Genomic DNA, 9,187 nt, shown 5'->3' on the forward strand with positions numbered 1-9,187 from the left:
CCGTTTCCTTCAAGGTTTTAAAATCCAGTCACAGTGACACCCAATAAGCGAACGTCTTTATCTTTATCTGTCAGAGATTCGTAAAGTTGGATAGCCATTTGTGAAATAGTTTCAGCATCTTGGATCTTTTGAGATAAGCTTTTCCGCTTAGTCATTGTAGAAAAGTCAGCATAGCGGATTTTTAAAATAACAATCTTTCCAGATTTTTCATGTTTTTGAAGACTTAGGGCAACTCTTTCCGAAAGGAGGGTTAGCTCTTTTTTGATATCTTCTTCTAGATTGAGAATCTTACTATAAGTTTTTTCTTTTCCGATAGACTTACGAATGCGATTGGATTTGACGGGAGAATTATCAATGCCACGAGCCTTGCGATACAGGTCAAAACCGAGTCGACCAAAACGGTCAATGAGACTAATTTCAGAAATTTTTAAAAGATCAGCTCCTGTGAATACGCCCATTTGATGCAATTTTTCAACTGTTTTCTTTCCTACACCGTGGAATTTAGCGATATCCATTTGTCTAAGAAAATCTTCAGCTTCATCAGGGAGAATAACTGTTAGGCCTCGAGGTTTTTGGTAATCGCTGGCTATTTTAGCTAAGAATTTATTGTAAGACACACCAGCAGAAGCGGTCAAATGAAGTTCATTCCAAATATCTTGTTGAATTAGTCGAGCGATTTTTACAGCGGACTTGATGCCGAGTTTGTTTTCAGTCACGTCTAGATAAGCTTCATCGATACTCATAGGCTCGATATTATCCGTATAACGTTTGAAAAGAGCTCGAATCTGTTGACCGACAGCAGTATATTTTTCGTAGTTTCCAGATATGAAAATAGCTTGGGGGCAACGTTCATAGGCTTCTTTAGAACTCATAGCTGAGTGGATGCCAAAGACTCGCGCTTCATAGCTACAGGTAGAAACAACTCCTCGACCACCAGTTTTTCTAGGGTCACTACCAATCACAACCGGCTTCCCTTTAAGTTCGGGATTGTCTCGAATTTCAACAGCAGCAAAAAAGGCATCCATGTCAATATGGATGATTTTACGAGATAAATCATTCATTAGTGGAAAAATCAACATGGAGAAACCTCTCAGTGCTAGTTTGTCTAATTTTATTATACTCTTTTTCTGAAAAAATGAAAATCAAATAATCTCTTTCAAAAATATAATACAGTTCGTCGCAAATTTTGAACTGTATTAGAAAAGAAAGTGTTTAAAAAGTGAGTTTTTAGTTGTTGAAATCGTTTACTGTGTGTTATACTGAATACATGAATGTAACAGATGACTGTTACTAGAAAGAAAAAAGAGGACATTAACATGGTTGTTAAGACAGTTGTTGAAGCACAGGACATTTTTGACAAAGCCTGGGAAGGCTTTAAAGGTGTTGACTGGAAAGAAAAAGCAAGTGTATCACGCTTTGTACAAGCTAACTACACACCTTATGATGGAGATGAAAGCTTCCTTGCAGGACCAACAGAGCGTTCACTTCACATCAAAAAAATCGTAGAAGAAACTAAAGCACACTACGAAGAAACTCGTTTCCCAATGGACACTCGTCCAACGTCTATCGCTGACATCCCTGCAGGATTCATCGACAAAGAAAACGAAGTTATCTTCGGTATCCAAAATGACGAACTCTTCAAATTGAACTTCATGCCAAAAGGTGGTATCCGTATGGCTGAAACTACTTTGAAAGAAAACGGATACGAACCAGATCCAGCTGTTCACGAAATTTTCACAAAATATGTAACAACTGTTAACGACGGTATCTTCCGTGCTTACACTTCAAACATCCGTCGTGCTCGTCACGCTCACACTGTAACTGGTCTTCCAGATGCATACTCACGTGGACGTATCATCGGTGTTTATGCACGTCTTGCTCTTTACGGTGCAGACTACTTGATGCAAGAAAAAGTAAACGACTGGAACTCAATCGAAGAAATCGATGAAGAAACAATCCGTCTTCGTGAAGAAATCAACCTTCAATATCAAGCATTGCAACAAGTTGTACGCTTAGGTGACCTTTACGGAGTTGATGTTCGTAAACCAGCGATGAACGTTAAAGAAGCTATCCAATGGGTTAACATTGCCTTTATGTCTGTCTGCCGTGTTATCAATGGTGCGGCTACATCTCTTGGACGTGTGCCAATCGTATTGGATATCTTTGCAGAACGTGACCTTGCTCGTGGTACATTTACTGAATCAGAAATCCAAGAATTTGTTGATGATTTCGTTATGAAACTTCGTACAGTTAAATTTGCTCGTACAAAAGCTTATGACCAATTGTACTCAGGTGACCCAACTTTCATCACAACTTCTATGGCTGGTATGGGTAACGACGGTCGTCACCGTGTTACTAAGATGGACTACCGTTTCTTGAATACTCTTGACAACATCGGTAACTCTCCAGAACCAAACTTGACAGTTCTTTGGACTGACAAATTGCCATACAATTTCCGTCGCTACTGTATGCACATGAGCCACAAACACTCTTCAATCCAATACGAAGGTGTAACAACAATGGCTAAAGATGGATATGGTGAAATGAGCTGTATCTCATGTTGTGTATCTCCACTTGACCCAGAAAACGAAGAACAACGTCACAACATCCAGTACTTCGGTGCTCGCGTTAACGTTCTTAAAGCTCTTCTTACTGGTTTGAACGGTGGTTACGACGATGTTCATAAAGACTACAAAGTATTTGACATCGAACCAATCCGTGACGAAGTTCTTGAATTCGAATCAGTTAAAGCTAACTTTGAAAAATCTCTTGACTGGTTGACAGACACTTACGTAGATGCTTTGAACATCATCCACTACATGACTGATAAGTACAACTACGAAGCTGTTCAAATGGCCTTCTTGCCAACTAAACAACGTGCTAACATGGGATTCGGTATCTGTGGATTCGCTAACACTGTTGACACATTGTCAGCTATCAAATACGCTACAGTTAAACCAATCCGTGATGAAAATGGCTACATCTACGATTACGAAACAATCGGTGAATACCCACGTTGGGGTGAAGATGACCCACGTTCAAACGAATTGGCAGAATGGTTGATCGAAGCTTACACAACTCGTCTACGTAGCCACAAACTTTACAAGAATGCAGAAGCTACAGTATCACTTTTGACAATCACATCTAACGTTGCTTACTCTAAACAAACTGGTAACTCACCAGTCCACAAAGGTGTATACCTCAACGAAGATGGTTCAGTGAACTTGTCTAAACTTGAATTCTTCTCACCAGGTGCTAACCCATCTAACAAAGCTAAAGGTGGATGGTTGCAAAACTTGAACTCACTTGCTAGCCTTGACTTTGGTTACGCAGCTGATGGTATCTCATTGACAACTCAAGTATCACCACGTGCTCTTGGTAAAACTCGTGACGAACAAGTTGATAACTTGGTAACAATTCTTGATGGTTACTTCGAAAATGGTGGACAACACGTTAACTTGAACGTTATGGACTTGAACGATGTTTACGAAAAGATCATGTCAGGTGAAGACGTAATCGTACGTATCTCAGGATACTGTGTAAATACTAAGTACCTCACTCCAGAACAAAAAACTGAATTGACACAACGTGTCTTCCACGAAGTTCTTTCAATGGATGATGCATTGAGCTAAGATTCATAAATAGTAAATAAAAACCAGTCATTTTGACTGGTTTTTTGGTATAAAAAAATATTTAAAAAAAGTTGGTCAAAATTGGTCAAATCCCTTGACTATTACTGACCAAAGTGATATACTAAGAACATAAGGATAAGGAAATCCTTAGAAAACCTTGATTTTAAGGTGATTATGTAATTTATCTTAAGGTCAAAGTATGGGTAAAACCTAGAAAAGAGGTACAACCTATGATGAACATTAGTATTTTTAGAAGTCCAATCACAAAACCTGTATTGGATAAAGAAAAACCTGAAATTATACGTAGAGTAGCAAATAGCTAGTCTAAATTTTTTAAAACAAAGGTCAGAGAAAGTCAAATTGTTTTGACTAAGTAAATTTGAAAACAAACGAGGTATGAAATATGAACAACAACTTTAATAACTTTAACAACATGGATGATTTATTTAACCAATTAATGGGCGGTATGCGTGGATACAGTTCAGAAAACCGTCGTTACTTGATTAACGGTCGTGAAGTGACACCAGAAGAATTCGCTATTTACCGCCAAACTGGTCAACTTCCAAATGAAGGAAGCGAGCAAATGCAACACCATCAAGGTAAAGGAATGAAACAAGATGGGATCCTTGCAAAACTTGGTCGCAACTTAACCGAAGAAGCTCGTGAAGGAAAATTGGATCCGGTCATCGGACGTAATAAAGAAATTCAAGAAACTTCTGAAATTCTTTCACGTCGTACAAAAAACAATCCAGTTCTTGTCGGTGATGCTGGTGTTGGTAAAACAGCAGTAGTTGAAGGTTTGGCCCAAGCTATTGTGAATGGAGACGTTCCAGCAGCAATCAAGAACAAAGAAATCATTTCAATTGATATTTCTGGACTTGAAGCTGGTACTCAATACCGTGGTAGCTTTGAAGAAAACATTCAAAACCTGGTAAACGAGGTTAAAGAAGCTGGAAATATTATCCTCTTCTTCGATGAAATCCACCAAATCCTTGGTGCAGGTAGCACAGGGGATGGTCAAGGATCTAAAGGTCTTGCTGATATCTTGAAACCAGCTCTTTCACGCGGGGAATTGACAGTGATTGGTGCAACAACTCAAGATGAATATCGCAACACTATTTTGAAAAATGCTGCTCTAGCTCGTCGTTTCAACGAAGTAAAAGTTAATGCTCCATCTGCTGAAGATACTTTCAAGATTCTTCAAGGTATTCGTGACCTTTATCAACAACACCACAATGTTATTTTGCCAGATGAAGTATTGAAAGCGGCTGTTGATTACTCTGTTCAATATATTCCGCAACGTAGCTTGCCAGATAAGGCTATCGACCTAGTCGACGTGACAGCTGCTCACTTGGCAGCTCAACACCCAGTGACAGATGTGCATGCTGTGGAACATGAAATTGAAGAAGAAAAAGCTAAACAAGAAGCTGCAGCAGCCAAAGAAGATTACGAAGCAGCCCTTAATGCAAAAATTCGTATCGAAGAACTTGAAAAACAAATTGCCAACCATACTGAAGATCACAAGGTGACAGCGACTGTTAATGACGTAGCTGAGTCTGTAGAACGTATGACTGGTATTCCAGTATCACAAATGGGTGCTACTGATATCGAACGTTTGAAAGATATGGGTCACCGTTTGCAAACTAAGGTTATCGGCCAAGATAAGGCTGTTGAAGCAGTAGCACGTGCTATCCGTCGTAATCGTGCAGGTTTTGATGAAGGAAACCGTCCAATCGGTAGCTTCCTCTTTGTAGGTCCAACTGGTGTTGGTAAAACTGAGTTGGCTAAACAATTAGCACTTGATATGTTCGGAACTAAGGATGCTATCATCCGTTTGGATATGTCAGAATACAGCGACCGTACAGCTGTTTCTAAATTGATTGGTACAACAGCTGGTTATGTTGGTTATGATGACAATAGCAATACTTTGACAGAACGTGTTCGCCGTAACCCTTACTCAATCGTCCTTCTCGACGAAATTGAAAAGGCTGACCCTCAAGTGATTACTCTTCTTCTTCAAGTATTGGATGATGGTCGTTTAACAGACGGTCAAGGTAACACTGTAAACTTCAAGAATACAGTGATTATCGCCACTTCAAATGCAGGCTTTGGTTACGAAGCTAACTTGACAGAAGATGCGGATAAACCAGAACTCATGGATCGTTTGAAACCTTACTTCCGTCCAGAATTCTTGAACCGTTTCAACGCTGTGATTGAATTCTCACACTTGAGCAAGGAAGACCTTTCTAAGATTGTCGATTTGATGTTGATTGATGTCAATAAGACACTTGCTAAGAAAGAAATCGACTTGGCGGTGAGCGAAGCTGCCAAAGAATACATGACTGAAGAAGGTTATGATGAAGTCATGGGTGTTCGTCCACTCCGTCGAGTAGTTGAACAACAAATCCGTGACAAAGTAACAGACTTCCACTTGGATAATCTTGATGCTAAACACCTTGAAGCCGACATGGAAGATGGTGTCTTGGTCATTCGTGAAAAAGCCTAAATCAAAGTTTTGCGAATCAAAAAAGGAACCAGCTGAAAAGCTGGTTCTTTTGTGTTAAATGACATGACGCTCAAAGGCATCATCTGAGATTCCTTGTTCAAGAATCAATTTTGCCCATTCCTTAGCAGAGAAAAGGCTATGATCCTTGTAGTTACCACAAGACTCAATGGTTGTTCCTGGGACATCTTCCCAAGTTGTTGTTTCAGCGATTTCTTTCAATGAATCCTTGATGACAGCAGCGATTTCTGCGCTAGTATGACGTCCCCACATAATCATATGGAAACCTGTACGACACCCAAATGGTGAACAATCAATCATCCCGTCAATGCGAGTACGGATGAGTTTGGCTAAGAGGTGCTCGATTGTATGAAGACCAGCAGTAGGGATTGAGTCTTCGTTTGGTTGAACCAAGCGAATATCAAAGTTAGAAATGATATCTCCCTTAGGACCTGTTTCTTCTCCGATTAAACGGACATACGGTGCTTTGACAATGGTGTGATCCAGTTCAAAACTTTCAACAATAACTTCTTTTGACATGGTATTTCCTTTCAATTTTCTCCTTTCATTATATCATAAAGATTTACTTGAAAACTGCTAACAAAGAGATTTTTCAAATATGAATGCCATAAAAGTGACTGATTGTAAAAAATAATTTTAAAATGGCAATTGTTTTCAATTCAATTTGAAAAATTCTGAAAATTGTATTGACACTTAGCAAAAAAGGGACTATAATGTATAAAAAGTCATAAAGGAGTTTATTATGAAATTTTCAAAAGTAATGGCCCTAGCAGGAGTGACTCTGTTAGCGTCAGGTGTTTTGGCAGCTTGTTCAGGTTCAGGCTCTAGTGCAAAAGGTGAGAAAACTTTTTCTTATGTTTATGAAACTGACCCAGACAGCCTAAACTATTTGACAACTGGTAAGGCTGCGGTTGCTAATATCACAAGTAATGTTATTGACGGTTTGATGGAGAATGACCGCTACGGTAACTTCGTGCCATCTTTGGCGGAAGATTGGTCAGTGTCTAAAGACGGGTTAACTTACACTTACACAATCCGTAAGGATGCTAAGTGGTATACTTCTGAAGGCGAAGAGTATGCGCCAGTGAAAGCGCAAGACTTTGTAACAGGTCTTAAATATGCGGCTGATAATAAGTCAGAAGCCCTTTATCTTGTTCAAGAATCTATTAAAGGTCTTGATGCTTATGTAAAAGGTGAAGTTAAAGACTTCTCAGAAGTTGGAATCAAGGCTGTAGATGATCAAACAGTTCAATACACTTTGAACAAACCAGAAAGCTTCTGGAACTCTAAGACAACCATGGGAATTCTTGCACCAGTCAATGAAGAATTCCTTACTTCTAAAGGAAGTGACTTTGCCAAAGCAACTGATCCAAGCAGTATCCTTTATAATGGTCCTTTCTTGTTGAAATCATTAGTAGCAAAATCTTCAGTAGAATTTGAAAAGAATCCAAACTACTGGGATAAGGACAATGTTCATATTGATAAAGTAAAACTTTCATTCTGGGATGGTCAAGACAATAACAAACTTGCAGAAACCTTTAAGGATGGCGGCTTCTCAATGGCTCGTCTCTTCCCAACAAGTGGAAGCTACTCTGAACTTGAAAAAGAGTTTAAAGACAATATCGTTTATACACCACAAGATTCTTCAACCTTCTTAGTTGGTACAAATATTGACCGTCAGTCTTACAAATATACTTCTAAGACTACAGACGAGCAAAAGACTTCAACTAAGAAAGCTCTTCTTAACAAAGACTTCCGTCAGGCTATTGCTTTTGGTTTTGATAGAACAGCTTATGCTTCTCAAGTTAATGGAGAAAGCGGAGCAAGCAAACTTCTTCGTAACTTGTTCGTACCACCAACATTTGTTCAAGCAGATGGTAAAAACTTTGGTGAATTAGTTAAGGAAAAATTGGTGACCTATGGTGATGAGTGGAAAGATGTCAATCTAGATGACGCTCAAGATGGTCTTTACAATCCTGAAAAAGCGAAAGCAGAATTTGCTAAGGCTAAGACAGCTCTCCAAGCAGAGGGTGTTCAATTCCCAATCCACTTGGATATGCCAGTTGACCAAACGAATACTACAAAAGTTCAACGTGTTCAATCATTGAAACAATCACTTGAAGCAACGTTAGGAACTGACAATGTCGTTATTGATATCCAACAACTTCAAAAAGATGAAGTCCTCAATGTTACTTACTTTGCTGAAACGGCTGCCGGTGAAGATTGGGACCTTTCAGATAACGTTGGTTGGTCTCCAGACTACATCGACCCATCTACTTACCTTGATATCATCAAACCATCAGTAGGTGAAAATACTAAGACTTACCTAGGATTTGATTCGGGCACAAACAATGCAGCTGCTAAACAAGTTGGTTTAGAAGATTACGAAAAGATGGTTGTTGAAGCTGGAAATGAAGACACTGACGTTTCAAAACGTTATGATAAATATGCTGCGGCCCAAGCTTGGTTGACAGATAGTGCTTTGATTATTCCAACAACTTCTCAAACTGGACGTCCAATGTTGTCTAAGATGGTGCCATTCACACTTCCATTTGCTTACTCAGGTAACAAGGGAACAAGTGAAGCACTCTTGTACAAATACCTTGAACTTCAAGATAAGCCAGTAACTGCTGATGAATATCAAAAAGCTCAAGATAAATGGAAGAAAGAAAAAGAAGAATCTAATAAAAAAGCGCAAGAAGACCTTGCAAATCATGTTAAATAATAAAAAAGAGGCCGGACAAAAAGTCTGGCCTTTTGATACCCTTCCTGAGACTTTAGTTTAGCATGTTGATTATTGGTTTAATCCCTGCATTGAAGTAGTAGATTAGACTTTTTAAGTCACGCCCCTGTTCATAGATAAACTACATAAAAATAAGGTATCTTTTATCTATAATATTAAACAGTTTTCCCGACTATTTATCATGTGTTTGGGATAAGGTTGTGATTGAGGTATTTAACCTGTTCAGTTGTTTCTCTACATATTTTTAAAAAGTTTGATAGAAACTATATAGAAAAAACTGAGGTGTGG

At 38.9% G+C, this 9,187-nt stretch carries 5 protein-coding genes; 3 read left to right on the plus strand and 2 right to left on the minus strand.

From position 1 onward, the window contains the following. Nucleotides 1–17: 17 nt before the first annotated feature. A complete protein-coding gene (dinB, locus tag SINDD18_RS00705) occupies nt 18–1,079 on the minus strand; it encodes a DNA polymerase IV (RefSeq protein ID WP_061862729.1) in 1,062 nt (353 codons plus the stop codon). A 237-nt stretch (nt 1,080–1,316) separates the two neighbouring features. Between dinB and pflB the strand changes: the two genes are divergently transcribed. Then, entirely contained in the window at nt 1,317–3,632 is a 2,316-nt protein-coding gene (gene pflB / locus SINDD18_RS00710) for a formate C-acetyltransferase (protein ID WP_061862730.1), read from the plus strand. Between the two features lie 403 nt (nt 3,633–4,035). Further along, on the plus strand, nt 4,036–6,138 hold the full coding sequence (locus tag SINDD18_RS00715) for an AAA family ATPase (RefSeq protein ID WP_061862731.1): 2,103 nt from the start codon (nt 4,036–4,038) through the stop codon (nt 6,136–6,138). 54 nt (nt 6,139–6,192) lie between these two features. Here the strand turns inward: SINDD18_RS00715 and SINDD18_RS00720 are convergent, their stop codons facing one another. Beyond that, nucleotides 6,193–6,675 carry an S-ribosylhomocysteine lyase gene (locus SINDD18_RS00720; RefSeq protein ID WP_000032544.1) on the minus strand — a complete coding sequence of 161 codons (483 nt, stop codon included), beginning with the start codon at nt 6,673–6,675 and terminating at the stop codon, nt 6,193–6,195. 223 nt (nt 6,676–6,898) lie between these two features. Here SINDD18_RS00720 and SINDD18_RS00725 point away from each other — a divergent pair, with 223 nt between their 5' ends. Further along, on the plus strand, nt 6,899–8,881 hold the full coding sequence (locus tag SINDD18_RS00725; RefSeq protein ID WP_000672677.1) for a peptide ABC transporter substrate-binding protein: 1,983 nt from the start codon (nt 6,899–6,901) through the stop codon (nt 8,879–8,881). Nucleotides 8,882–9,187 lie beyond the last annotated feature (306 nt).

Origin of the sequence: Streptococcus infantis, from assembly GCF_001579645.1 — a bacterium.
Classification (GTDB): domain Bacteria; phylum Bacillota; class Bacilli; order Lactobacillales; family Streptococcaceae; genus Streptococcus; species Streptococcus infantis_E.

What these genes read in the sequence shown, in the direction of transcription:
- dinB (WP_061862729.1), bottom strand. Translation starts at nt 1,079, where the DNA reads ATGTTGATTTTTCCACTAATGAATGATTTATCTCGTAAAATCATCCAT.
- pflB (WP_061862730.1), top strand. Translation starts at nt 1,317, where the DNA reads ATGGTTGTTAAGACAGTTGTTGAAGCACAGGACATTTTTGACAAAGCC.
- SINDD18_RS00715 (WP_061862731.1), top strand. Translation starts at nt 4,036, where the DNA reads ATGAACAACAACTTTAATAACTTTAACAACATGGATGATTTATTTAAC.
- SINDD18_RS00720 (WP_000032544.1), bottom strand. Translation starts at nt 6,675, where the DNA reads ATGTCAAAAGAAGTTATTGTTGAAAGTTTTGAACTGGATCACACCATT.
- SINDD18_RS00725 (WP_000672677.1), top strand. Translation starts at nt 6,899, where the DNA reads ATGAAATTTTCAAAAGTAATGGCCCTAGCAGGAGTGACTCTGTTAGCG.